Raw genomic sequence first — 24,257 nt, forward strand, 5'->3', positions numbered from 1 at the left:
TTCACCGCGCGGCGAGCACCTCGTCGGCCACGCCGAGGGCCAACGCCATGATCGACAGCTGCGGGTTCACCTCCGGGCAGCTGGGCAGGATCGACGCGTCGGCAACCCACACGCCGTCCACCCCGCGCAGCCGGCCGGTTTCGTCGACCGGGCAGAACCGCGCGTCGGCGCCCGCGGCCGCGGTGCCCGTGGGATGGAAGGCTGCCAAATGCAGGCTTCTCGGGTCGCTGCGGCGCAGCGCCTCCTGCAGCGCGGGCAGCGACGTCACGGTCATCGCGGCGGGCAGACCGGTGAGCACCTCGACGGCGCCCGCGGCGAAGAGCAGCCGCCCCATGGCCTCGATCGCGACCCGGAGCTTCGCCACGTCGGCGCGGTCGATGGCGTAGCGCACCAACGTCTCGCCGCGCGCGGACGACACCGAGCCGACGCCGCGATCGGCCACCATGGCGCCGAACGTCGCCACCTGCGGGGCCCGGTCGAGCCAGCCGAGGAGCTCGGCGCCGTAACCGGGCAACACCATCGATCCCATTCCCGGCGGGGTGGAGGTCGCCTCGATCAGCACGCCGTCGGACTCGTGGAACTCGTGCACGGCCGCGCTCTGCAGCACCCCGTGCCACGCGACGACGTCGTCGTCGAAGCGTCCCGCCAGCACCGTCGCCGGGTGCAGCGCGAGGTTTCGGCCGAGCCGCGGGTGCGTCCCAAAACCGCTGCGCCGCAACAGCCCCGGCGTCTCGGTGGCACCCGCGGCGACGACGACCGTGTCGGCAAGAATGTCCAGCGCGGTGCCGTCGGGCCGGCGGGCCCGCACGCCGCGGGCGCGGCCGTTGCGGTGCAGCACCCGTTCGGCGCGGGCCTGCGAGACGATGCGCGCGCCCGCCGCGCACGCCTGCGGCAGGGCGTTGAGGTGGACCCCGAACTTGGCGTTGCGCGGGCAGCCGATGGCGCACTGGCAACAGCCCTCGCACCCCGGCGCGTTGCGCGGGATCGGGGCCGCCCGCCAGCCCAGCGCCGCGGCGGCGTCGAGCAGCAGCCGCCCGTTGCGGCCCATGATCTGCAGCGGGACGGGCGCGACGCGCAGCGTGGCTTCGACGTCGTCGAGGTAGGCGCCCAGCCGGTCGGGGTCGGCCAGGCCCAGGCCGAACTCGTCGCGCCAGCGGCGCTGCACCGCCTGCGGCGGCCGGTAGCAGGTGCCGGAGTTCACCACCGTGGTGCCGCCGACCGCCCGGCCGATGGGCAGCACCAGCGACGGGCGGCCCAGCGCGACGGTGGCCCCGCCACCGCGGTAGAGCCCGGCGTAGCGGTCGATCGGGTGCGTGGTGCGAAACTCCTCGACCGTCCAGCGGCGGCCCTCCTCGAGGACGACGGTGTCCAAGCCCGAGCGCGCCAGGGTCCGGGCGGCCATCGCGCCGCCGGCGCCCGAGCCCACGACCACGGCGTCGGCGGTGACGACGGAGCGACTTTCGGCCGAGGGGGTGATCGCCAGCGGCGCATCGGGGCGCGCGGGGTGGTGGCGCTGTGCGCGGGAGAGCAATTCGTCGGCGTAGGTGTCGGCGCCGTTGGCCAGCAACACAATCGCCTTCATCGCTTCGACGGCCGCGCCGGCATCCGGGCTCAGCGCCGCGATCCGACGCAAGATCGCCTCGCGCCGGTCGGGGCCCAGCCGCGACAGCGACCGGCCGGTGCTGAGGTAGCCCGCGGCGGCCATCGACAACAACCCGGCCCGCACGGCCAGCCGGGTGGTCGCCGGCAGCCGCGCCAGGTAGCGGTCGACGCGCTCGACGAGCAAGGCCGGTGCCGGACCGCCGCATTCCTCGGGGAGCAGCGCGCTGCCGAACGACGCCGCCAGCCGGCTCATCGCATGCGTCCGAGCCGGCGGCCCAGCTTGATGAACAACGGGTAGGTCGCGAAGATGGCGCCCGCCGCGGCGTGCAGCGGCCAGCCCGCCTCGACCGTGTTCACGCCGAAAACGCCACTGTTCCACATGAAGTCGCGCCCGCCCGCGGCGCGGAACGGCCGCCACAGCACGCCCAACCCCGGCACGTTGTTATACAGCCCGAACGAGCCGCCGAAGAACACACCGAGCGTCGCCGCCTCGGCGACGTCGCGACGGTCCGGCGGCAGCCGCCGTTCGATGAGCACCCCGGCGGCGAGCAGCAGCGGCGGGTCGAAGAGAAAGCTCACGTTTCGATCCTTTCGTTGGTGTCGGGCGCTTCGGCGCCGCGCAGCCCCACCTCGGCGTGCCCGGACCCCAGCACCGACCAGTGCCGGTCGTCGATGTCGACGTAAATGTCGGCCTGCTCGGTGTTCGTGCACACCGCCCGGCCGCCGTCGGGATCGGTGTAACCCAGGCTCACGCAGCGCTCCGGGGGCTGGTCGACGCGGATGAGCACCCGGCGGCCGGCGACGCGCCCCTCCAGTTGCCAGTGCCGCACTCCCAGAGTCGTCTTCATTCGCAGGGACGGCAAAGGGCTTGCGGGCCAGTCTTTTTCGTCGATGCGGAAGCGGACGAACGCCATCGGCGGCAGCCTGCGCAGCCCCGGCTTGTGCGAGACCGCGGTGACCGCTTCCACGACGTCGCCGCCGCCGAGGTCGCCGTGGACCCAGCCCCAGCGCTTGGCGTTGCCGTGCCCGTAGATGTGGGCGACGCCGCCACGCCAGCCGTCCAGGCGAACGGGCGCGCCGTTGACGGTCAGCGCGCCGGTGAACTCGGCGGTCGGGGCCAGGACCACCTGGGCGCCGGGCAGCAGCTCGCGCTCCCACGCGGCGCGGGGAAACGTCCACAGCGGCGTGCCGGCATCCTTCCAGGACAGGTCCCACGACACCGAGCCGGCGTCACCGGCCAGCCGCTCCGGCGCCACCCGCGCGCCCGCCGCGCTGAACCAGTCCGCGCCCGCCGCCGGCCGGACGGGCTCGGGGCCGAACCGCGCGGTGCGTGGCGGGCCGTCGGCGGCGAACCGGGTCACCCAGCCATGCCCGTAGGGCGCGCCCCGCAGCGGCGCCACCGTCTCGCAGTGGATCCACAGCCCGGCCCGCGTCGCCGGGTCCGACAGCGTGGCATACCAGACTTCCAGCCGGCCGGCCTGTCCCCGCCAGCGCGGGACCGCGGCCGATCGCAGCTCGTCGTCCATGTCGCCCACCTCCGGTCCCGGTCCGTCCACTATATTGGTTGAGCCAATGAACCAGTCAAGCGCGCTGCAGCCGCCGGATCGGCAGCGGGTGGACGAACAGATCGCCGCGACCATCGCCGACGCGATCCTCGACGGTGTCTTCCCGCCGGGTTCGACGCTGCCCCCGGAGCGGGAGTTGGCCGAGCAGCTCGGCGTCAACCGCACGTCGCTGCGTCAGGCTCTCGCCCGCCTGCAGCAGATGGGCCTCATCGAGGCCCGGCACGGCAGCGGCAACGTGGTCTGCGACCCCGAGGCGCTCACCCATCCCGCTGTGGTCGAGGCGCTCGTCCGCAGGCTGGGGCCCGAGTTCCTGGCCGAGTTGCTGGAGATCAGGGCGGGCCTGGGCCCGCTGATCGGTCGCCTGGCCGCCCAGCGCAGCGCGCCCGACGACGCCGACGCGCTGCGCGCGGCGCTGGCCGCGGTGCGGCACGCCGAGAGCGCGGCGGCGCGACAGGCCGCCGACCTCGCCTACTTCCGGGTGCTCATCCACAGCAGCGGCAACCGCGCGCTGGGTCTGTTGTACCGCTGGGTCGAGCACGCGTTCGGCGGCCGCGAGCACGAGCTCACCGGCGCCTACGACGACGCCGCCCCGGTTCTGGCCGGCCTAGAGGCCATCACGGAGGCCGTGGTGAGCCGCGACGCCGAGGCGGCCGCCGCGGCCGTCGAGGCCTATCTGCGAGCCAGCGCGCTGCGAATGGTGTTGTGCTACACCAAATCTTGGGAAACTTAGCCCTCGGCGGGGCTTTCCGCGGTGCCCGGGTGTCGTCCCGGGCGCTGCGGCAGGACGACGACCAGTCCGACGATGACGGCCGCGATGACCGCCGAAGCCAGCGGGCGGCTCAGGTTCAGCCCGCCGTCGCTGACCGGCTTGTCGAGCAAGTCGCCCAGCGTCGCGCCCAGGGGTCGGGTGAGGATGAAGGCCACCCAGAACAGGGTGACGCGGGAGACGCTCGTCGAAAAGTACAGCGCGACAACGACGCCCAGGGCCGCGGCGAACACCAGCGCGCCGCCCTCGTAGCCCAGCCCGCCGGTGTCGGCGAGCCAATCGCCCAACGCGGTGCCCAGCGTCTGGGAGAACGTGATCGTGGCCCAGTAGAACGCCTCGACCTTGGGTATGGACACGGTGTTGACCGACACCGTCCCCTCCGACCAGTACCAGAGCCCGAGGGTGGCCAGCAGGCAACCCAGCAGCACCAGGGATCCACCGGCGTAGCCGATTCCCAGCGACCGGTCGGCGAAGTCGGCCAGCGTGGTGCCGAACGTCGTCGAGGCGACGATCGTCGCCCAGTACAGGGCCGCATGGAAACGCTTGGCGACGATCTGCGCGACGACGAGCACGACCAGGGTTCCGCCGAACAGCGCGACGCCGGCCAGGTACCCCCAATTCAGCGTCATGGTGACGGTGTCGCCGCCCGTCTCGCCGAGCGTGGTGGCCAAAACCTTGATGACCCAAAAGCCCAGGGTCACCGCCGGCACCTTGCTCAGCGCCGGTTTCGTGGCCTCGTTCATCGCTGACCGGGGGACAGACGCGGCGCTACTCGGCGATGCGGGTGGCCGGGTGCACCGCGATCAGCCCTAACTTGCTGCGCTGCTTGCACATTGCGGCCAGTTCGCCGTAGGCCTTGGCGCCGAGCAGTTCGGTGAGTTCGTCGGCCAGGGTCTCCCATACCTGCTTGGCGCCGACGTGGGCGGCCGGATCGCCGGTGCAGTACCAGTGCAGGTCGGCGCCGCCGGATCCCCAGCCGCGGCGATCGAATTCGGTGACCCAGGTCTTGAGGATCTCGGTGCCGTCGGGCCGGGTGACCCACTCCTGGCTGCGCCGGATCGGCAATTGCCAGCACACGTCCGGCTTCATGGTCAGCGGCGGCACGCCGAGCTTGAGGGCCTTGGTGTGTAGCGCGCAGCCGGCGCCGGCCGGGAACCCGGGCCGATTCAAGAAGATGCAGGCGTCCTTGTGCTTCCGGGTGCGGTACTGGGGCTGGCCGTCGTGCTCGTCAAGCTCGAGATAACCCTTGCGGCCCAAGCCTTTTTCGCGGAATTGCCAATCGTCGTCGGTCAGCTTCTGCACCGCGTCATCCAGCCGGGCGCGGTCGTCGTCGTCGGACAAGAACGCGCCGTGCGAGCAACACCCGTCGTGGGGACGCCCGGCCACCGTGCCGCGGCACGCCGGCGTGCCGAACACGCACGTCCAGCGCGACAGCAGCCAGGTCAAATCGGCCGCGATCAGGTGCTCGGGATCGTCCGGGTCGTAGAACTCCACCCACTCGCGGACGAAATCCAGCTCGACCTCTTGGCCCGGCCGGACCGGTTCTGGGTGTGAATTCCCCACGTTTGCAACGTTAGACCACATTGGCGCCCGGCTCCGCCGCTGACACTCCGGCCCGGGCGGTCGCACGACTGTGCTGGATTGTCGCGCTCCTTCTCCCGCCGCTGCGCGGCGCGCATCGTCGCACGACTGTGCTGGATTGTCGCGCTCCTCCTCCCGCCGCTGCGCGGCGCGCATCGTCGCACGACTAGGTTGTTTTCTGTGCGATTAGGCGTTCTCGACGTGGGTAGCAACACGGTCCATCTGCTGGTGGTCGATGCCCACCGCGGTGGCCACCCGACGCCCATGAGCTCGACCAAGGCCACCCTGCGGCTGTCTGAGTCCATCGACAGCTCGGGCAAGCTCACCAAGCGCGGCGCCGAAAAGCTGATCTCCACGATCGACGAGCTCGCCAAGATCGCCGACAGCTCGGGCTGCGAGGAGCTGATGGCCTTCGCCACGTCCGCGGTCCGCGACGCCGAGAACTCAGACGACGTGCTGGCCCGGGTCCGCAAGGAGACCGGGGTCGAGTTGCAGGTGCTGACCGGGGTCGACGAGTCGCGGCTGACCTTTTTGGCCGTGCGCCGCTGGTACGGCTGGAGCGCGGGGCGGATCATCAACCTCGACATCGGCGGTGGCTCGCTGGAGCTGTCCAGCGGCGTCGACGAGGACCCCGAGGTCGCATTGTCGCTGCCGCTGGGCGCCGGGCGGTTGACCCGCGAATGGCTGCCCGACGACCCGCCCGGGCGGCGCCGGGTGGCGATGCTGCGCGACTGGCTGGACGCCGAGCTGGCGGAGGCCAGCGTCAAGGTGCTCGAAGCGGGTAACCCGGACCTGGCGGTCGCGACGTCCAAGACGTTTCGGTCGCTGGCCCGGCTCACCGGCGCCGCGCCGTCGGCCGCCGGGCCCCGGGTGAAACGGACGCTTACGGCAAACGGCCTCAGACAACTCATAGCTTTCATCTCTAGGATGACGACCGCTGACCGGGCAGAACTGGAAGGAGTGAGCGCCGAGCGGGCGCCGCAGATCGTGGCGGGCGCCCTGGTGGCGGAGGCGAGCATGCGAGCGCTGTCGATCGAAGCGGTGGATATCTGCCCGTGGGCATTACGGGAAGGTCTCATCTTGCGCAAACTCGACAGCGAAGCCGACGGAACACCCCTGGTCGGCAGCTTGGTGCGCGATGCTAAAGCTCAGAAAGCAGATCGGAACTCCCACCGATCGAGAGGCGACAAATCATGACGGGACCACACTCCGAGACCGAGAGCGCCGCCACTCGGCCGATCTCGGTGGCCGAATTGCTGGCCAGGAATGGAACCATTGGCGCCCCGGCGGTCACCCGGCGGCGCCGCCGCCGACGCGGCGACAGCGACGCCGTCACCGTCGCCGAGCTCACCGGCGAGATCCCGGTCGTCCGCGACGAGGAGCACCGCGAGGCCGAGCGCGAGGCCAACGGCTCGGTCCAGGTCGCCGGGCCGGCTCTGCACACGTCGGTGTCCGACGCGGTGGCCCCCGGGCAGGCCGCCGGCGAGCAGCCCAAGACGGCCTACTGGTCCGAGCCGGAGCCGCGCTGGCCCAAGTCCCCGCCGCAGCCGTCGCGCGTTTCGGGCCCCGAGCGCAGCCCCTACCCGCGTCCGCTGCGCCAGACCGACACCCGCGACACCGAGCGCTCCGGCGCCGAGGACATGAGCCCGGATCCGCTCGACAGCTACGCCGACATCCCGGTGGACGTGATGGATTCCGACGTGCGCGACGTCGAGCCGCCGACGGAGGATTCGGCGTACGTGCGCTCCTACCTGCAGTCCGACAACACGCTGTTCGGCGGGCAGACGCTGGCCGACGAGGTCGCCCGACGCCGCGGCGGGGACCAGCAGGCGCTCGACGGCGAAGAAGAACTCGACGAGCGCCTCGACGCCGAGCCCGACGCGGCGGGGGCGGCCGAAGAGCTTCACGAGGGCAGGCTCGAGTCGCTGTGGCGGGGCAGCCTCATCGTGTTGCAGTCGATCCTGGCGGTCGTCTTCGGCGCGGGTCTGTTCGTCGCGTTCGACCAGCTGTGGCGCTGGAACAGCATCGTCGCGTTGGTGCTGTCGGTGCTGGTCATCCTCGGCCTGGTGGTCGGGGTCCGGGTGGTGCGCAAGACCGAGGACATCGCCAGCACGCTCATCGCGGTCGCGGTGGGCGCGCTGATCACGCTGGGTCCCCTGGCGCTGTCGTTGCAGTCGGGCTAGGCAGACCTACTCAAGAGCCCCACGGACCGGTGCGCCCAGCGATCAAAGTCGGCCTGTCGACGGCATCGGTGTATCCGTTGCGGGCCGAGGCCGCGTTCGAATACGCCGACCGGCTCGGCTACGACGGCGTCGAGCTGATGGTGTGGAGCGAGTCGGTCAGCCAGGACGTCGACGCCGTCAAGAAGCTGTCCAAGCGCTACCGCGTGCCGGTGTTGAGTGTGCACGCGCCCTGCCTGCTGATCTCGCAGCGGGTGTGGGGCGCCAACCCGATCCCCAAGCTGGAACGCAGCGTGCGGGCCGCCGAGCAACTCGGCGCGCAGACCGTCGTCGTGCATCCGCCGTTCCGCTGGCAACGCCGCTACGCCGAGGGCTTCAGCGAGCAGGTTTCGACCCTGGAGGCCTCCAGCGAGGTGATGATCGCCGTGGAGAACATGTTCCCCTTCCGGGCGGACCGGTTCTTCGGGGCCGGGCAGTCGCGGGAACGGATGCGCAAGCGCGGCGGCGGGCCGGGGCCGGCGATCTCGGCGTTCTCGCCGTCCTACGACCCGCTCGACGGCAACCACGCCCACTACACGCTGGACCTGTCGCACACCTCGACCGCGGGCACCGACGCGCTGGACATGGCCCGGCGGATGGGCGAGGGCCTGGTCCACCTGCACCTGTGCGACGGCAGCGGCCTGCCCGCCGACGAGCACCTGGTGCCCGGCCGCGGGACCCAGCCCACCGCCGAGGTGTGCCAGATGCTGGCGGGCGGGCGGTTCGCCGGGCATGTGATCCTCGAGGTGTCCACCTCCAGCGCGCGTTCGGCCCACGAGCGCGAGGCCATGCTGGCCGAATCGTTGCAGTTCGCCCGCACGCACCTGATGCGCTGAAGCCCCGGAAGAACCAGGAGAACCGTGACCGCGTTATTCACCGGCGCGATGGCGCTGCGGGAGGCCGCCCCGGGTGTGTACGAGGGCGAGCTCGACAAGCACTGGACCATCGGGACCAAGGTGCACGGCGGCGCGATGCTGGCCCTGTGCGCCAACGCCGCGCGCACCGCGTGCGGGGGATCGCCGGACGCGCCGGCCCTGCAACCCGTGGCCGTGTCGGCGAGCTTCTTGTGGGCGCCCGATCCGGGGCCGATGCGGCTGGTGACCGCCGTCCGCAAGCGCGGCCGCCGGATCAGCGTCGTGGACGTCGAGCTCACCCAGGGCGGGCGCGCCGCGGTGCACGCCGTGGTCAACCTGGGGGAGCCGGAGCACTTTTCGCCCGGCGGCCCCGCCAAGCCGCTGCTGTCGGCGGACCCGGTGCCGGAGCTGATGGCGCCCGAGCCGCCCGACGACGTCGCGCCGATCGGGCCCGGCCACCCGCTTGCCGGCCTGGTGCACCTCGGCGAGGGGTGCGATGTGCGGCCGCTGCTGTCGACGCTGGCGCCAAGCACCGATGGGCGGCCGCCGGTGATTCAGATGTGGGCGCGCCCCCGCGACGTGGCGCCCGACGCGCTGTTCGCGCTCATGTGCGGCGACCTGTCGGCGCCGGTGACCTTCGCGGTGGACCGCACCGGCTGGGCGCCCACCGTGCAGCTCACCGCCTTCCTGCGCGCGCTGCCCGCCGACGGCTGGTTGCGAATCATCGCCACGTGCACCGAAATCGGGCACGACTGGTTCGACGAGGACCACACCGTCGTCGACAGCCTGGGCCGCCTCGTCGTGCAAGCGCGCCAACTGGCGCTGGTGCCCGCCCAGTAGCGCGGCTCGGCCGCCGCGTCTGCGATGCTTTGCGGCATGGCAAGAATCGCGATCATCGGCGGCGGCAGCATCGGGGAGGCACTGCTGTCGGGCCTGCTGCGCGCGGGCCGGCAGGTCAAGGACCTGGTGGTGGCCGAGCGGGTGCCCGAGCGCGCGCAGTACTTGGCCGACACCTATGCGGTGCGCCTGGCCTCGGTGACCGATGCGGTGGAAAGCGCGACGTTCGTCGTCGTGGCCGTCAAACCCGGCGACGTCGAAGCGGTGCTGGGCGAGCTGGCCCGCGCGGCCGCCGCGGCGGAGACCGACAGCGCCGAGCAGGTTTTCGTGACGGTCGCGGCCGGGATCACGATCGGCTACTTCGAGTCCAAGCTGCCCGCGGGGACCCCGGTGGTGCGGGCGATGCCGAACGCGGCGGCGTTGGTGGGCGCGGGGGTTACCGCGCTGGCCAAGGGCCGTTTCGTCACGGCACCCCAGCTCGAGGAGGTTTCGGCGCTGTTCGACTCCGTCGGCGGGGTGCTGACCGTCCCGGAATCGCACATGGACGCCGTGACCGCGCTGTCGGGGTCGGGGCCGGCGTACTTCTTCCTGATGGTCGAGGCGATGGTGGACGCCGGGGTCGGGGCGGGCTTGAGCCGCGAGGTCGCCACCGATTTGACCGCGCAGACCGTCGCCGGGTCGGCGGCGATGCTGCTGGAACGGATGGACGCCGACCGCACCGCGCAACGTGACGCGGCGGGGGCGCGCCCGGACACCACGGCCGCGCAGCTGCGCGCGACGATCACCTCGCCCGGCGGCACCACCGCCGCTGGGCTGCGGGAACTGGAACGAGGGGGATTGCGGGCGGCCGTCGACGCGGCCGTGCAGGCCGCCAAAAAGCGCTCTGAGCAGCTAAGAATTACATCGGAATAATTCAAGAATTTTGGACTGATTGTCCCTCACGAGTACCAGTAACCCCACTAGTCCCGCTATTCTCCTTATCTGTATGCACGTGTAAGGCCAGCGGAGGGGAAGCCGCTGGCAGTGCGCGGGCCTGACACGATTGGGTTGCGATGACGTCTACGAACGGGCCATCGGCACGAGATTCCGCAGGTAAGGGTCGGGACACCGGTCCCGTCGATGGCCAGCAGGCCAGGACACAATTTCTCACCGTCGCCGAAGTGGCCGCGCTGATGCGCGTCTCCAAGATGACGGTCTACCGGCTCGTGCACAACGGCGAGCTGCCCGCGGTCCGGGTCGGGCGGTCCTTCCGGGTGCACGCCAAGGCGGTCCACGACATGCTGGAGACCTCGTACTTCGACGCCGGCTGACCCGCTTCGCCGTGCCACGTCGCTAGTCCCCGGGGCGCCGGTTTGGTGTTCGGCGCTGGTGGGCGGGTAAAGTATCCGGGTCCTTAGTACGAGCAGGTCACGGCTGTAGATAGCGGAGTTCATGGGTTCAGTAATCAAGAAGCGGCGCAAGCGCATGTCGAAGAAGAAGCACCGCAAGCTGCTGCGTCGCACCCGGGTGCAGCGCAGAAAACTCGGCAAGTAGCCCAGCCGACCGTCACGCTGGCTTAACGCCGCCGTCTTATGAGGCCGTTAGGCTGTTTGAGTGGATCAGTCCAGCGGTAGTGGTGCGGGAACGGGCGGTAGCACAAGCGACACCGCGCACTACCCCAAGGTGGTGCTGGTTACCGGCGCGTGCCGGTTCCTGGGCGGCTACCTGACGGCCCGGCTCGCGCAGAACCCGTTGATCAACAGGGTGATCGCGGTGGACGCCATCGCCCCCAGCAAAGACATGCTGCGCCGCATGGGGCGGGCCGAGTTCGTCCGCGCCGACATTCGAAACCCCTTCATTGCCAAGGTACTTCGCAACGGCGACGTCGACACGGTGGTGCATGCCGCGGCGGCGTCGTACGCGCCGCGATCGGGCGGCAGCGTGGCGCTGAAGGAAATCAACGTGATGGGCGCGATGCAGCTGTTCGCCGCCTGCCAAAAGGTGCCCTCGGTGCGCCGCGTCGTGCTGAAGTCGACCTCCGAGGTGTACGGGTCGAGCGCCCACGATCCCGTCGTGTTCACCGAGGACAGCACCAGCCGCCGACCCTTCCGCGAGGGCTTCGCGAAGGACAGCCTCGACATCGAGGGCTACGCCCGCGGGCTGGGCCGGAGGCGCCCCGACATCGCGGTGACAATTTTGCGGCTGGCCAACATGATCGGCCCGGCGATGGACACCACGCTGTCGCGGTACCTGGCCGGGCCGTTGGTGCCGACGATGTTCGGCCGGGACGCGCGGCTGCAGCTGCTGCACGAGCAGGATGCGCTCGGAGCGCTGGAGCGTGCGGCGATGGCAGGCAAGGCAGGCACGTTCAACATCGGCGCCGACGGCATCATCATGCTGTCGCAGGCGATCCGACGGGCCGGCCGAATTCCATTGCCAGTGCCCGGTTTTGGTGTTTGGGCGCTCGATTCGTTGAGGCGGGCTAATCGTTATACCGAGATCACTCGCGATCAATTTGATTATTTAAGTTACGGCCGCGTCATAGACACCACCAGGATGCGCACCGAGCTTGGCTACCAGCCGAAATGGACCACGGCGGAGGCGTTCGACGACTACGTTCGGGGCCGCGGCTTGACTCCCATAATCGACCCTGATCGGGTACGCTCCCTAGAGGGTCGCGCCATAGCTTTAGCTCAGCGCTGGGGCAGCCGAAATCCAATTCCATGGGGTGGAGTCAGGTAGATATCGTGGCGGGTGAATCCAGAGCGAATGTCATTCCACTGCACACCAATAGGGGTCGGGTAGCGGCTCGGCGGAGAGCCGATCAGCGCGCGGAGTCGGCGCGCCAGCATCCTTCGTTGCTGTCCGATCCGCGCGGCCGGGCGTCGGCCGAACAGATCGCCGCGGTGGTCCGCGAGATCGACGAGCACCGCCGCGTGGCGGGCGCGACCTCGACGGCCGACGCGCCCCTCAACGACCTCGCGCAGCGGGTCGCAGCGGTCGCCGGCTTTTTGCGCGAACGGATCACCGGCGACTACACCGTCGACGAGTTCGGATTCGATCCGCACTTCAACAACGCGATAGTTCGGCCATTGCTGCGGTTCTTTTTCCGGTCGTGGTTCCGGGTCGAGGTCAGCGGCGTCGAGAACCTGCCGAGCGAGGGCGCCGCGTTGGTGGTGGCCAACCACGCCGGGGTGCTGCCGTTCGACGGGCTGATGCTGTCGGTGGCGGTCCACGACGAGCACCCGGCGCAGCGGGACCTGCGGCTGCTGGCGGCCGACATGGTGTTCGACCTGCCCGTCGTCGGGGAGGCCGCCCGCAAGGCCGGTCACACGATGGCCTGCACGACCGACGCGCACCGCCTGCTCGCCGCCGGACAGCTCACCGCCGTCTTCCCGGAGGGCTACAAGGGGCTGGGCAAGCGGTTCGAGGACCGCTACCGCTTGCAAAGGTTCGGCCGGGGCGGCTTCGTCACGGCCGCGCTGAAGACCAAGGCGCCGATCATTCCGTGCTCGATCATCGGTTCCGAAGAGATCTACCCGATGCTCACCGACGTCAAGCTGCTCGCGCGGCTGTTCGGGCTGCCGTACTTCCCGATCACGCCGCTGTTCCCGTTGGCCGGGCCGGCGGGGCTGGTGCCGCTGCCGTCGAAATGGCGCATCGCGTTCGGCGAGCCGATCTACACCAACGACTACGCCGCGTCGGACGCCGAGGACCCGATGGTCACCTTCGAGCTGACCGATCAGGTGCGCGAGACGATCCAGCAGACGCTGTACCGGCTGCTGGCCGGGCGCCGCAACATCTTCTTCGGCTGAGCGATCGGCGGCAGATAGCAAGCGCCCCGGTGCCTCTTGAAAGACACCGGGGCGCTTTGCGCGCAAGAACTACTTGACCAACGTGAACTGGCAGACGTCGGTGTAGCTGTCACGGAACAGGTCCGAGCAGCCGCGCAGGTAGTGCATGTAGATGTCGTAGGTCTCCTGGCCCTTCAGGGCGATCGCCTCGTCCTTGTGGGCCTCGAGGGCATCGGCCCACGCGTTGAGCGTCGGCACGTAATTCTTGCCGATGCGGTGGTAGCGATCGACTTTCCAGCCGGCGTTGGACGAGTAGTGGTCGATTTGCGAGATGCGGGGCAGCCGACCGCCCGGGAAGATTTCGGTCAGGATGAACTTGATGAACCGCAACAGGCTCATCGGCGACGTCAAGCCCAGCTGCTCGGCTTCCTCCTTGTCCGGAATGATGATGGTGTGCAACAACATCCGGCCGTCTTCGGGCGTCAGGTCGTAGAACTTCTTGAAGAAGGTGGCGTAACGCTCGAACCCGGCGTCACCCGCGCCGTCGGCGAAGTGCTCGAAGGCACCCAGTGACACGATGCGGTCCACCGGCTCGTCGAATTCCTCCCAGCCCTGGATCCGCACCTCCTTGCGGCGGGGGCTGTCGACCTCCTTGAACTTCTCGACGTCGTGCGCGTACTGGTTCTCGCTCAGCGTCAGGCCGATGACGTTGACGTCGTATTCGGTCACCGCGTGGCGCATCGTCGAGCCCCAGCCACAGCCGATGTCGAGCACCGTCATGCCCGGCTCGAGGTTCAGCTTGTCCAGCGCGAGCTTGCGCTTGGCGTATTGGGCCTCTTCGAGCGTCTTGGTCAGGTTGTTCGGGTCCGGCTTCTCGTCGAAGTACGCGCAGCTATAGGTCATCGACGGGTCAAGCCACAGCTTGAAGAAATCGTTCGACTTGTCGTAGTGAGATCGGACTGCTTCGACCGGCGGCTTCAGCTGGGTGCCACCTGATTGACCCTGTGACATTGAATTGACCCTACTTTCCAGCAGATATGGATGCAATCGCGGCGACGGTTTCTTCAGCGCCAGCGTCTTGATGTGCGGCTTCTCCCAACATCGTAACGACGCTGGTGACGACCGGTTTGCCCTCGGCGTCTGTGACTTCGCTGCGGATCTCGGCGAGCACGGTGCCGTGTGACTCGAGGACCGAGTCTAGGTAAGTGTCGAAGTAGAGCTTGTCGTGGGCCAGGATCGGCCGGTGGAACCGGAACTTCTGGTCGCGGTGGAAGACCCGGGCGATGTTGATCGGGATGTTGAACTTGGTGAAGATCTCCAGCTGCACGCGCCGTCCCGCGATGGCCAAGAAGGTCAGCGGCGCCACCAGCGCGGGGTACCCCGCCGCGGCGGCGTCGTCCTCGTTGAAGTGCGTCGGGTGGTCGTCCTTGACCGCGACCGCGAACTCCCGGATCTTCTCGCGTCCGACCTGGAAGTAGTCGGGTGCCCGGTAATGGCTGCCGATGAGGCCCTGGGCTTCTTGTGGGACGGTCATGACGCTTTGCTCTCCGCTCGACGGTGTCTCAGCGGCGCAGCTTATCAGCGTGATTGCCGCCGCGATGCCAACGCCGCCAGGGCACCGCCCGCCGCGCCCAGGGCCAGCGCCGACGGTACGCCGATCCGGGCGGCTTTGCGCGCGGTTCGGAAATCGCGGATTTCCCAGCCGCGCTCGCGGGCCAGCGCACGCAGGCGCGCGTCGGGATTGATGGCGACGGCGGTGCCCACCAGCGAGAGCATGGGAACGTCGTTGTAGCTGTCGGAGTAGGCCGTGCAGCGCTTGAGGTTGAGGCCCTCCCGGATCGCCAGCGAGCGCACCGCGTGCGCCTTCCCGGGCCCGTGCAGGATCTCCCCGACCAGCCTGCCGGTGAAGACGCCGTCGACGGACTCGGCGACCGTCCCCAGCGCGCCCGTCAGGCCGAGCCGCCGCGCGATGGTGGCGGCGAGCTCGTACGGCGTCGCGGTGATCAGCCACACCTGCTGGCCCGCGTCGAGGTGCATCTGGGTGAGCGCGCGGGTGCCGGGCCATATCTTGTCGGCGATGATCTCGTCGTAGATCTCCTCGCCCAGGGTGACCAGCTGCTCGACGGAGCGGCCCTCGATGAATGCCAGGGCCTTGCGCCGGCCTGCGGCGACGTCGTCGCTGTTCTCCTTGCCGAGCAGCTGGAACTTGGCCTGGGCGTAGATGAACCCGAGTACATCGCGGTACGTGAAGTAGTTGCGCGCCGCCAGCCCGCGGCCGAAGTGCACCGCCGAGGATCCCTGGACCAGGGTGTTGTCGACGTCGAAGAACGCGGCCGCGGTGAGGTCGATCGGCGGCTGCGGGCGGCCCTCGTCGACGGGGCTCTCGGCTTGCAAATCTTCCAGCGCGCGCTTGGCGCTCGCGTTGTCGGCCAGCGACTCCAGGTCGACGCGTGCGGTGGGCTCCGCACCGCCGGATTCAGAGGAAGCCGATGAAACCAAGGCCCAACCTCCTAGATCGCTGTCGTGCTTGGCGACCCAGTGGGTGCCGGTACCCAACCCTATCCGGCAGGTGTGGTGCGGGCGTTGACGTGCCCGAGCCGTCCATGGGGCCGGGGGCGTTGAGCCCGCTGTCCATCGCGGACCCTACGATCGCCAGACGGAAATTTGAGAGGTAATGCTTTCTGGCAACCCCTCCAGCAGCGCTGCCGTCAGCTCTTCGAACGACAGGGCGAGGACTTGCATCATCGGTTGTTCGTAATCCAGTGCAAACCCGTGAGAGCCGGGATCGTCTTCCAATGTGTATTTCCGGAGATGTTGTTCTGCATAGTCTCTGTCCAGGGTCGGTCTTTGCGTCGTCAGAAAGTCAATGGCCTCCCGGCTGGCTGCCTCGACTTTGATCCGTGAATCGAGCCCCCGCGATTCCCAGTCTACGAACAGTGATTTTATTCGTACGTTGCGACCGCTGCGTATACCGTTGCCTATTCTCGCAATTATGTACTTACCGGCATCGGTGAAGCGAGAGAACATCACCTCTACTCGCTCGTTTCGTTGTGCTTCTCGTTCATGCTTCAGCGAACGCAATACACAAACGTATCCGTCCGGCTTCGGCGCAATGATCCATGCCGCCCAATCGCCGAACTGCGCCCACTCGGGCCATTGTTTCAGCTTTTCAGAATAGTCGGAACGGAAGTACAAACGATCCTCGACCCACTCGGCTTCGTCGTACGGTCCATTTCCAATGGAGTTGGCGATCTTGCGCCACAAATTGTAGTACAGAATCACCTCTGCGGCTTCGTCCGGTTTAGCCGCACCGCCTACTTCCGTCTGCACCCTAAGGACTCTCCTCCTGGTAGCAGTGCTATCCCCAGTCCAGATAACCGTTGTCGATTAAGAAACTGATCAACACCGTTTCACCTTCTTCGTCGACGACCACCCATTGTGTTCCACCGCCGGGCTGGCCAAATGCGCCGGCCACTTTTCCATATCTGACTTCCCAGCCGTCAGGCAATTCTTTACCTGTGCCGCGAAACCGATTATAATCGCCAGACGAACCGGGGGCCAGGCCGCGATCAGGATAGCTGTCACCGAGAGCGCCCATAAAATCACCCCTAGCGTCGCTGACTTCCCCGATTCTGTCCAACCACGCCTCCTTTGGAATGCTTCGGGCAGTTTGCCATTTGCCATCTGCGAAGCCATTAGCTTCCGGCCACTTCCATGTGCCTTTCGCAGGGTCCCAGAATCTGTTCAAGATTTCCTGGGCACTCATTCCCTCATAAGGGCTGCGCATCGCTGACTCGGCAAGTTCTCGAGGGCATCCGTGTTCTATTAGATCGTTCACGAGCTGATCGGGTGATTCCGCGAGTACCAGCTGCGCCTGGTGCCACGGTTTCAAATCCGACGGCGCCGGGACTTCTATTGGAGGCTCGTCGGGCCGGTCATCAGACGGCGCACTGGCGTGCGGCTGATGCGATCCAGGCGACCTATCTCCGTCCCCCGGCTGATGCGGTGTCCCGCTATCACCGGGTGGATGGGGGCTGCCGCCATGGGGTGGGTGTGATTCGGGCGGATGAGCCGGTTCCGAACCGTGGGGTGGGCCACCGAACGACGACGGTGCTTCGGCGGACAGTCCGCCAGCTGAGGAGGCGGGCACGTGCGCTGCCGCGGCGGCCGGAGCGACGGCCGCGGGCCGTTCCGCAGACGCGGCACCGGAAAACGCTTCGGCGGGACTGCCGACGGGCGAGGCCGAAACATGAACCGGCTCAAGCGGCTTCGAATGGGTGAGCGGCGCCTGTTCCACCGGCGCGGGTACCGGTGGCTTGCCCCCGGCTCCCGGTGGAACCGCGGCAGGCTTGGGCAGCTCACCGGTTGGGGGCTTCCCAACGACCGGCGGTTTGGATTCCGTCGGGCTGTGCGGCAAGGGGCCATTGGCGGGACCGGGCGCCGGCTTGGCCGGTGGCGCGGGTGCGGGGCCGCGCGGTTCCGGCGGCTTTGGCCCGCTGGGCACCGGCTCCACCGGAGGCCCCTTCGGCGGTTCAACAGGCGGCAATTCGGGAATCTCGGGAGGCTTATCCCGCATGGCCCTCAGCGCATCGGCAAGCGCGCGAAACTTGCCGCCCAGCTTCGACAGGGGCCCGCCCGGCAGGGGCAGGGTGGCGAGGTCGACGACGCTCCGGCCGGCGGCCTCGGCCGGGTTCTGGCCCCACTCGTCCCAGTGCGTGACGCTCTTGCCCAGCTCTTTCCACGACTGCCCGAAGCCAGGCGCGCCCTCGCCGCCCAACCCCACCAGCGGCAGGGCGCCCTCGACCTGGTCGGTCACCTCTTTGCCGTAGCCGATCGGGTCGAACAGCAGCCGGAAGGAGCTGATGTCCCACAGCCCCTTGACCATTCCGCCGCCCTCCGACCACGCGCCCTTGGCGTATTGGCCGACCTGGTTGACCACCCGGCCTACGTCGGTGGCGTGCAGGAACTGGTCCCACTCCCGGCCGACGTAGCGGGCCATGTCGGTGGCGATGGAGATCGCCTCGGCGAGGGTGGCCGCGATTTCGGCGCGCAGCGCAGCCACCTCGGACCCGAAGTTGTCGACCACCGTGCGGATGTCGTCGGCGATCCTCTTGATCTCGTCTTCGTCGTCGTCGGTGAGGAACTCCCAGACCTCTTTGATGCCGGTCAGCGGGTCGCAGATGCGGGCCAACAGATCCAGGATCGCCGCGTGCACCTTGTCGACCTTGGCGGCGTAGCTGTTGAGCTGGTCCGCGATCGTTTGACACTGCTGAACCAGGCGGGTGGTGCTTCCGAAGGCGTCGGTGAACGCCCGGTCGATGAGCGCGCCTTCCGGAATCTGTTGCGCGCGAACGGCTCCCATCGGCCCGCCGGTGCCCAAAATCTCGGCGACCGCGAACCGCGTGCCCGCGGCGCTCCACGCCGCGGCCGCGGCGCGCAACTTCCCGGAATCGGCCGTGGGCCAGATCATTCCGATGTAAGGGGCCACCCAGCCCCAGCCGGCCGGGGCGCTTTTACCGGTGCCCACCGACGACGGCGGCGAGCCCGCCAACACCGGTCCGGTCACCGAGGGAGTGGGAAGCGGGCTGGTCTGGCCGGATACGTTGGACATCGCGTCGACCAGCGAGTAGTTGTGCGCCGACATCCGCACCCCATCGCCGAGGCTGCACAACCCGTTTCGGGTGGCCGCCATCGCCTCGAGGAGCTTAGCCGCCGAACTGTCGTAGCTTCGGCCAACCGCCGCGCCGACGGGGTCGTCGCCGGCCATCCCGGCACACCCCGACAGCGCCGACGTCAGCGTCGCGATCACCGAACCCAAGCCCTCGCCGGTCGCCACCACCTCGGCGCCCGCGCTGTCCAGAGCCGCGGGGTCGACTGCCAGCGGCGCCACGGCTCACGACCACATGGACAGGTTCTGTGCCATGGCGCCGGTGTAGTTGCGGTGGGCGGTCTCGCCGGCGGTGCGCAGCTTCGCCAACGCCTCGCGCATCATCGCCTCGCCGCGGGCCCAATGCCGATGGGCCTCAGCGTGCGCCGCCGCGGCTTCCCCGGTCCACGCGGCGTGCAATCGATTTACCCGAGAATCGATTTCGGCGAGCATCTGCTCGGCGCGGCGCTGGAACTGGGTCATCCGCCGCACCGCGTCGGCCAACGCCTCGGGGTCGACGCGAAACGCCTCAGCCACGGTAGACCCCGCGCATCTCCTGGGCGGCGGTCGCCTCGTTCTGGTCGTAAAGGCCACCGGCCTGTCCGACCAGATGCGCCAGGATCGCCAGGCCCGTCTGCACCTCGCGGGCCCCCTTGTGCCACAGCTCCCACGCCGAGCCGTACGCGGCGCCGGACGCCCCTCGCCAGCCGCCCAAGATCTGGCCCACCTGATCGTCGAGTTGCCCGAGCTCGGCCATCAGATGCTCGGCCGCGCCCCCGAGCGAGGCTGCGACCTCCTGCATCACCATGGGTTCGACGCGAAGTGTCCCATCAGCGCCCATACCGGCAAGCTAGTGAATCTGCGGCGGCCCCACAATTCACCCGGGCGTCCCACCGGCGATGCGACACTGGTGGCCATGACCCCCAACCCGCGGCGAGTTGAGCTGCTCACCCGCGAGGGCTGCACCATGTGCGCGCGGGCGCTCGCCCGGCTGACCGAGCTGGCCGGCGAGCTCGGCTTCCAGCTGTCCACGACCGACGTGGACGCCGCCGCGGCGGCGGGCGACCCCAAATTGCGGGCCGAGTTCGGCGACCGCCTCCCAGTGGTCCTGCTGGACGGCCGCGAACACAGCTACTGGGAGGTCGACGAGGCGCGGCTGCGCGCGGATCTGGCCCGCTGAGGCGGGGCCCGGGGGCGGGCCAGTGACGTAGATCAACTATTTGGTAGCCCAGCTGATAAACGTTTACCGTGGACAGCAGTTCAGTTACTGGAGGAAGCAAGGGAGCTGGCCAGGTGATGCTGCCGTGAGCGTCCTGCTCTTCGGGGTCTCGCACCGCAGTGCGCCGGTCTCCGTCCTGGAACAACTCAGCATCGACGAATCCGATCAGACCAAGATCGTCGACCGGGTGTTGCAGTCACCGCTGGTCACCGAGGCGATGGTGCTCTCGACGTGCAACCGCGTCGAGGTTTACGCCGTCGTCGACGCGTTCCACGGCGGGTTGGCGGTGGTCGGACAGGTGCTGTCGGAACACTCGGGCATGTCGATGGGCGACCTCACCAAGTTCGCCTACGTCCGCTACAGCGAGGCCGCCGTCGAACACCTCTTCGCCGTTGCCAGCGGCCTGGATTCGGCGGTGATCGGCGAGCAGCAGGTCCTCGGCCAGGTGCGCCGCGCCTACGCCGCCGCCGAAGCCAACCGCACCGTCGGCCGGGTGCTGCACGAGCTTGCGCAGCGCGCGCTGTCGGTGGGCAAACGCGTGCATTCCGAGACCGGCATCGACGCCGCCGGCGCCTCGGTGGTGTCGGTCGCCCTGGACATGGCCGAACGCCGCCTCGGGGGGCTGGCGGGCAAGACCGCCGTGGTCATCGGCGCCGGGGCGATGGGCGCGCTGTCGGCGGGGCACCTGACCCGCGCCGGCATCGAGCACGTCCAGGTGCTCAACCGCTCCCTGGCCCGGGCCCAGCGACTGGCCCGCAAGGTCCGCGAATTCGGCGTCAGGGCCGAGGCGCTGACGCTCGACCGGCTGCCCGACGCGCTGGCGGGCGCCGACGTCGTGGTCAGCTGCACCGGTGCCGTCAGCCCGGTGGTTTCGCTGGCCGACGTGCACCACGCGCTGGCGGCCGCCCACCGCGACGAGACCAGCCACCCTCTGGTGATCTGTGACCTGGGCATGCCGCGCGACGTCGACCCCGCGGTGGCGGGGCTGCCCGGCGTCTGGGTCGTCGACGTCGAGCGCGTCCAGCACGAACCGTCGGCGCATGCCGCGGCCGGCGACGTCGCCGCGGCCCGCCACATCGTGGCGGCCGAAGTTGCCAGCTACCTGGCGGGCCAGCGGATGGCCGAGGTCACCCCGACGGTGACGGCGCTGCGCCAGCGCGCCGCCGACGTCGTCGAGGCGGAGCTGCTGCGCCTGGACAACCGCCTGCCCGGCCTGGAGAGCGCCCAGCGCGAGGAGGTCGCCCGCACGGTGCGGCGGGTGGTCGACAAGCTGCTGCACGCGCCCACCGTGCGGATCAAACAGCTCGCCAGTGCGCCCGGCGGCGACAGCTACGCCGAGGCGTTGCGCGAATTGTTCGAGCTCGACCAGACCGCCATAGACTCTGTAGCCGCCGTCGCCGCCGGCGAATTGCCAGTCGTATCAACGGGATTCGACGCGGGATCCCACCAACAGTCCGGCGAGTAGCTGATTGGCGCACGTGATCCGGATAGGCACGCGGGGCAGCCTGTTGGCCACCACCCAGGCCGGTGTCGTCAGAGACGCCCTCATCGCCAAGGGCCACCCGGCCGAGCTGGTGACCATCACGACGGCCGGCGACCGGTCGTCGGCGCCGATCCAAACGCTGGGGGTGGGTGCCTTCACCACCGCGCTGCGGGAGGCCATCGAGGACGGCCGCGTCGACGCCGCGGTGCACTCGCACAAGGATTTGCCGACCGCCGACGACCCGAGGTTCACCATCGCGGCGATTCCGGCGCGCAGCGACCCGCGCGACGCGGTGGTGGCCCGCGACGGACTGGTGCTGGGGGAGTTGCCGCCGGGTTCGCGGGTGGGCACCTCGTCACCGCGGCGGGCCGCACAGCTTAGAGCATTGGGTCTCGGTTTGGAAATCCGCCCCCTACGAGGCAACCTAGATACCAGGTTGAACAGGGTAAGCAATGGTGATCTCGACGCGATCGTGGTGGCGCGGGCCGGTCTGGCCCGGCTGGGTCGCCTCGACGATGTCACCGAGACGCTAGAGCCGGTGCAGATGTTGCCAGCACCAGCTCAGGGCGCGCTCGCCGTCGAGTGCCGCGCCGGTGACGAGTTGGCGGCGGTGCTGGCGGAGCTGGACGACGCCGACACGCGTGCGGCGGTCACCGCGGAGCGAGCCCTGCTGGCCGAACTGGAGGCGGGTTGCTCCGCACCGGTGGGCGCGATCGCCGAGGTGGTCGAGTCCATTGATGAGGACGGCCACGTCTTCGACGAGCTGTCGCTGCGCGGCTGTGTGGCGGCGCTGGACGGGTCCGACGTGATCCGCGCGTCCGGCATCGGCAGCCCCGGGCGGGCACGGGAGCTGGGGCTCTCGGTCGCCGCGGAGCTGTTCGAGCTGGGGGCGCGGGAGCTGATGTCGGCGGCGCGAGAAGACCCGCCCGCGAGAAACGAATGACGCTGGAATACCGATGACTTGGGAGCGACAATGACGACGCGAGGGCGCAAGCCGAGACCGGGCCGCATCACGTTCGTGGGCTCCGGCCCCGGCGATCCGGGCTTGTTGACCGCGCGGGCCGCGGCGGTGCTGGCCAACGCCGCCCTGGTGTTCACCGACCCCGACGTGCCCGAGCCGGTGCTGGCGCTGATCGGCAAGGACCTGCCGCCGGTCTCCGGTCCGGCGCCCGCCGGCCCGGACAACGCCGCCGGCGGGACCGCCGACGGCGACCCGGGCCAGGCGGCGCCCGCGGTGATCTCCGCCGGCCCCGACGTCCGCCCGGCGCTGGGCGAGCCCGCCGAAGTCGCCAAAACCCTTGTGGCCGAGGCCCGTGCGGGCGTCGACGTGGTGCGTTTGGTGTCCGGTGACCCGCTGACGGTCGACGCGGTCATCACCGAGGTGAACGCCGTCGCGCGCAGCCACCTGCACCTCGAGATCGTGCCCGGCCTGGCCGCCACCAGCGCCGTCCCCACCTACGCGGGGCTGCCGCTGGGCTCGTCGCACACGGTCGCCGACGTCCGCGACCCGCACGTCGACTGGGACGCGTTGGCCGCGGCCCCCGGCCCGCTGATCCTGCAGGCCACCGCGTCGCACCTGCCCGACGCGGCGCGCGCCCTGATCGACCACGAGCTGGCCGACGCCACCCCCTGCGTGGTGACCGCGCAGGGCACCACCTGCCAGCAGCGCTCGGTCGAAACCACGCTGGCCGGGCTGACCGATCCGGCCACTTTGGGCGGCGGCGACCCGGCCGGCCCCATGACCGGGCCGCTGGTCGTGACCATCGGCAAGACCGTGGCCAGCCGGGCGAAGCTGAACTGGTGGGAAAGCCGCGCGCTGTACGGCTGGACCGTGCTGGTGCCGCGCACCAAGGACCAGGCCGGCGAGATGAGCGAGCGGCTGACCTCCTACGGCGCGCTGCCGATCGAGGTGCCGACGATCGCCGTCGAGCCGCCGCGCAGCCCCGCCCAGATGGAACGGGCCGTCAAGGGCCTGGTGGACGGCCGCTTCCAGTGGGTGGTGTTCACCTCCACCAACGCGGTGCGCGCGGTGTGGGAGAAGTTCGGCGAGTTCGGTCTGGACGCGCGCGCGTTCTCCGGGGTGAAGATCGCCTGCGTGGGCGAGTCGACGGCCGACCGGGTGCGCGCCTTCGGGATCAGCCCCGAGCTGGTGCCGGCCGGGGAGCAGTCCTCGCTGGGCCTGCTCGACGACTTCCCGCCGTACGACAGCGTTTTCGACCCGGTGAACCGCGTCCTGCTGCCGCGGGCCGACATCGCCACCGAGACGCTGGCCGAGGGGCTGCGCGAACGCGGCTGGGAGATCGAGGACGTCACCGCCTACCGCACGGTGCGCGCCGCGCCGCCGCCGGCCGCCACCCGCGAAATGATCAAGACGGGCGGCTTCGACGCGGTGTGCTTCACCTCCAGCTCGACGGTGCGCAACCTGGTCGGCATCGCCGGCAAGCCGCACGCCCGGACGATCATCGCCTGCATCGGTCCCAAGACCGCCGAGACCGCCGCCGAGTTCGGCTTGCGGGTGGACGTCCAGCCCGACACCGCCGCCGTGGGCCCGCTGGTCGACGCCCTGGCCGAACACGCCGCGCGGCTGCGGGCCGAGGGCGCGCTGCCGCCGCCGCGCAAGAAGAGCCGCAGGCGCTAGTGTCCCGCTCCCCCGGACCGGCGACTGTGCGTGTTTGTACGCCGACACGCCGCCAGGGCTGGCATTTTGCGCA

The 24,257-nt window shown here is 69.6% G+C and carries 26 protein-coding genes; 14 read left to right on the forward strand and 12 right to left on the reverse strand.

The window, feature by feature from the left end:
- Position 1: 1 nt before the first annotated feature.
- The 3 genes from AWC19_RS08195 to AWC19_RS08205 are packed head-to-tail and all read right to left on the reverse strand — an operon-like array spanning position 2 to position 3,128.
- A complete protein-coding gene (locus AWC19_RS08195) occupies positions 2–1,855 on the reverse strand; it encodes a GMC family oxidoreductase N-terminal domain-containing protein (RefSeq protein ID WP_085077559.1) in 1,854 nt (617 codons plus the stop codon).
- Complete coding sequence (locus AWC19_RS08200) at positions 1,852–2,181, reverse strand: hypothetical protein (protein WP_085077560.1); 330 nt, start codon at positions 2,179–2,181, stop codon at positions 1,852–1,854. The genes AWC19_RS08195 and AWC19_RS08200 overlap by 4 nt, the downstream gene beginning before the upstream one ends.
- Positions 2,178–3,128 carry a hypothetical protein gene (locus tag AWC19_RS08205; RefSeq protein ID WP_085077598.1) on the reverse strand — a complete coding sequence of 317 codons (951 nt, stop codon included), beginning with the start codon at positions 3,126–3,128 and terminating at the stop codon, positions 2,178–2,180. The genes AWC19_RS08200 and AWC19_RS08205 overlap by 4 nt, the downstream gene beginning before the upstream one ends.
- A 46-nt stretch (positions 3,129–3,174) precedes the next feature.
- Here AWC19_RS08205 and AWC19_RS08210 point away from each other — a divergent pair, with 46 nt between their 5' ends.
- The gene (locus AWC19_RS08210; RefSeq protein WP_085077561.1) at positions 3,175–3,897 is read left to right on the forward strand and encodes a FadR/GntR family transcriptional regulator; all 723 of its coding nucleotides are present in this window, start codon (positions 3,175–3,177) and stop codon (positions 3,895–3,897) included.
- Here AWC19_RS08210 and AWC19_RS08215 read toward each other — a convergent pair.
- Positions 3,894–4,676, reverse strand: coding sequence for a COG4705 family protein (locus tag AWC19_RS08215; RefSeq protein WP_085077562.1), 783 nt, complete (start codon positions 4,674–4,676; stop codon positions 3,894–3,896). The two genes, AWC19_RS08210 and AWC19_RS08215, sit on opposite strands and share 4 nt — an antisense overlap.
- Positions 4,677–4,701: 25 nt before the next feature.
- A complete protein-coding gene (locus tag AWC19_RS08220; protein ID WP_085077563.1) occupies positions 4,702–5,517 on the reverse strand; it encodes a DUF3109 family protein in 816 nt (271 codons plus the stop codon).
- Positions 5,518–5,694: 177 nt separating this feature from the next.
- Between AWC19_RS08220 and AWC19_RS08225 the strand changes: the two genes are divergently transcribed.
- The 9 genes from AWC19_RS08225 to AWC19_RS08265 all read left to right on the forward strand — a co-directional run bounded on the left by AWC19_RS08225 (position 5,695) and on the right by AWC19_RS08265 (position 13,218).
- Positions 5,695–6,711, forward strand: a complete 1,017-nt coding sequence (locus tag AWC19_RS08225; RefSeq protein ID WP_085077564.1) for a Ppx/GppA family phosphatase — start codon at positions 5,695–5,697, stop codon at positions 6,709–6,711.
- Entirely contained in the window at positions 6,708–7,697 is a 990-nt protein-coding gene (locus AWC19_RS08230; RefSeq protein ID WP_085077565.1) for a hypothetical protein, read from the forward strand. Before AWC19_RS08225 ends, AWC19_RS08230 begins: the two co-directional genes overlap by 4 nt.
- 29 nt (positions 7,698–7,726) lie before the next feature.
- Positions 7,727–8,569, forward strand: coding sequence for a sugar phosphate isomerase/epimerase family protein (locus AWC19_RS08235; protein ID WP_085077566.1), 843 nt, complete (start codon positions 7,727–7,729; stop codon positions 8,567–8,569).
- Positions 8,570–8,593: 24 nt separating this feature from the next.
- The gene (locus tag AWC19_RS08240; protein ID WP_085077567.1) at positions 8,594–9,427 is read left to right on the forward strand and encodes a thioesterase family protein; all 834 of its coding nucleotides are present in this window, start codon (positions 8,594–8,596) and stop codon (positions 9,425–9,427) included.
- Positions 9,428–9,463: 36 nt separating this feature from the next.
- The gene (proC, locus tag AWC19_RS08245) at positions 9,464–10,336 is read left to right on the forward strand and encodes a pyrroline-5-carboxylate reductase (RefSeq protein WP_211284879.1); all 873 of its coding nucleotides are present in this window, start codon (positions 9,464–9,466) and stop codon (positions 10,334–10,336) included.
- 140 nt (positions 10,337–10,476) lie between these two features.
- Positions 10,477–10,734, forward strand: a complete 258-nt coding sequence (locus tag AWC19_RS08250) for a cell division/environmental response transcriptional regulator (RefSeq protein WP_085077569.1) — start codon at positions 10,477–10,479, stop codon at positions 10,732–10,734.
- Positions 10,735–10,855: 121 nt separating this feature from the next.
- Positions 10,856–10,957 carry a 30S ribosomal protein bS22 gene (locus tag AWC19_RS08255; protein WP_003402602.1) on the forward strand — a complete coding sequence of 34 codons (102 nt, stop codon included), beginning with the start codon at positions 10,856–10,858 and terminating at the stop codon, positions 10,955–10,957.
- A gap of 60 nt (positions 10,958–11,017) precedes the next feature.
- Entirely contained in the window at positions 11,018–12,145 is a 1,128-nt protein-coding gene (locus AWC19_RS08260) for an SDR family oxidoreductase (RefSeq protein WP_085077570.1), read from the forward strand.
- A complete protein-coding gene (locus AWC19_RS08265) occupies positions 12,127–13,218 on the forward strand; it encodes a lysophospholipid acyltransferase family protein (RefSeq protein ID WP_142281071.1) in 1,092 nt (363 codons plus the stop codon). Before AWC19_RS08260 ends, AWC19_RS08265 begins: the two co-directional genes overlap by 19 nt.
- A 69-nt stretch (positions 13,219–13,287) precedes the next feature.
- Here AWC19_RS08265 and cmaA2 read toward each other — a convergent pair whose 3' ends face one another.
- From cmaA2 to AWC19_RS08300, 7 genes are all read right to left on the reverse strand, one after another.
- Positions 13,288–14,208, reverse strand: a complete 921-nt coding sequence (cmaA2, locus tag AWC19_RS08270; protein WP_085077572.1) for a cyclopropane mycolic acid synthase CmaA2 — start codon at positions 14,206–14,208, stop codon at positions 13,288–13,290.
- 10 nt (positions 14,209–14,218) lie between these two features.
- A complete protein-coding gene (locus AWC19_RS08275) occupies positions 14,219–14,731 on the reverse strand; it encodes an FAS1-like dehydratase domain-containing protein (RefSeq protein WP_085077573.1) in 513 nt (170 codons plus the stop codon).
- A gap of 44 nt (positions 14,732–14,775) precedes the next feature.
- Entirely contained in the window at positions 14,776–15,696 is a 921-nt protein-coding gene (locus AWC19_RS08280; protein ID WP_085077574.1) for an HAD family hydrolase, read from the reverse strand.
- 144 nt (positions 15,697–15,840) lie between these two features.
- Entirely contained in the window at positions 15,841–16,527 is a 687-nt protein-coding gene (locus tag AWC19_RS30465) for a hypothetical protein (protein WP_245848824.1), read from the reverse strand.
- A gap of 28 nt (positions 16,528–16,555) precedes the next feature.
- A complete protein-coding gene (locus AWC19_RS08290; RefSeq protein WP_085077575.1) occupies positions 16,556–19,087 on the reverse strand; it encodes a TNT domain-containing protein in 2,532 nt (843 codons plus the stop codon).
- A 3-nt stretch (positions 19,088–19,090) separates the two neighbouring features.
- Positions 19,091–19,381, reverse strand: a complete 291-nt coding sequence (locus AWC19_RS08295; RefSeq protein ID WP_085077576.1) for a WXG100 family type VII secretion target — start codon at positions 19,379–19,381, stop codon at positions 19,091–19,093.
- The gene (locus AWC19_RS08300) at positions 19,374–19,685 is read right to left on the reverse strand and encodes a WXG100 family type VII secretion target (protein WP_085077577.1); all 312 of its coding nucleotides are present in this window, start codon (positions 19,683–19,685) and stop codon (positions 19,374–19,376) included. The genes AWC19_RS08295 and AWC19_RS08300 overlap by 8 nt, the downstream gene beginning before the upstream one ends.
- A gap of 75 nt (positions 19,686–19,760) precedes the next feature.
- Here AWC19_RS08300 and AWC19_RS08305 point away from each other — a divergent pair, with 75 nt between their 5' ends.
- From AWC19_RS08305 to AWC19_RS08320, 4 genes are all read left to right on the forward strand, one after another.
- Positions 19,761–20,024, forward strand: coding sequence for a glutaredoxin family protein (locus AWC19_RS08305; RefSeq protein WP_085077578.1), 264 nt, complete (start codon positions 19,761–19,763; stop codon positions 20,022–20,024).
- Positions 20,025–20,148: 124 nt separating this feature from the next.
- A complete protein-coding gene (locus AWC19_RS08310) occupies positions 20,149–21,528 on the forward strand; it encodes a glutamyl-tRNA reductase (protein WP_085077579.1) in 1,380 nt (459 codons plus the stop codon).
- A 13-nt stretch (positions 21,529–21,541) separates the two neighbouring features.
- On the forward strand, positions 21,542–22,489 hold the full coding sequence (gene hemC, locus AWC19_RS08315) for a hydroxymethylbilane synthase (RefSeq protein WP_085077600.1): 948 nt from the start codon (positions 21,542–21,544) through the stop codon (positions 22,487–22,489).
- A gap of 30 nt (positions 22,490–22,519) precedes the next feature.
- Entirely contained in the window at positions 22,520–24,184 is a 1,665-nt protein-coding gene (locus tag AWC19_RS08320) for a bifunctional uroporphyrinogen-III C-methyltransferase/uroporphyrinogen-III synthase (RefSeq protein ID WP_085077580.1), read from the forward strand.
- The last annotated feature ends 73 nt before the right edge of the window (positions 24,185–24,257 follow it).

Source organism: Mycobacterium palustre (genome assembly GCF_002101785.1).
In the GTDB taxonomy this organism is placed as follows: domain Bacteria; phylum Actinomycetota; class Actinomycetes; order Mycobacteriales; family Mycobacteriaceae; genus Mycobacterium; species Mycobacterium palustre.